We start from the raw sequence: 524 nt of genomic DNA, 5'->3' as shown, positions 1-524 counted from the left end.
CAGTCTCGAGGGATAACGATTTCCTGCTCTCCATACTCACTGACTACCGTTTTCCGACTCTTTCCGTGGAGACTGTTGGGTGTGAGCTTCGCCCTGACTTCATGCTTGCCATAGCCCAAATGAGTATCCATTTCGGTTTTTAACATCTCCTGAATCGTTTCGGTAAATAGATCCTTAAGGCATTCTGCTCATTTTTTACAGAAACCAAATTACTGTCCTTGATAAACTCCCGCAATTGTTGTTTTGTCCAAAGTCACATGTGTTTCCCCAACCCTTCTATTATTTTCATTTAAATGGTTTAAGAGTTTACACAATATATTTTAGAGACTTATTTGACAAGAAAGTACTTCGAAGAATTTCTAACAATGTTAATTAAATAATATAAAGCATCAGATACAAGAATCAACCTGTTTTTTTACTATCTACTTATTCTTACAGCAGTCATTAGAATCAAAAAATAAAAGAAAGGATTTAGAGTAAAATAATGGGAAGTCAAGCCGATATATAGGTTAGGTGTGCGACTC

The 524-nt window shown here is 35.9% G+C and carries 1 pseudogene; it reads right to left on the bottom strand.

The annotated features are described in order from the left end of the window. Positions 1-235 (bottom strand): annotated as a pseudogene (locus CA600_RS32275) (transposase); the annotation flags it as partial. Positions 236-524: the final 289 nt, after the last annotated feature.

The organism is Paenibacillus sp. VTT E-133280, assembly GCF_002264385.1.
In the GTDB taxonomy this organism is placed as follows: Bacteria; Bacillota; Bacilli; order Paenibacillales; family Paenibacillaceae; genus Paenibacillus_AQ; species Paenibacillus_AQ nitricinens.
Note: the sequence above shows the minus strand (reverse complement) of the source record. Positions and strands in the feature narration are given on the sequence as shown.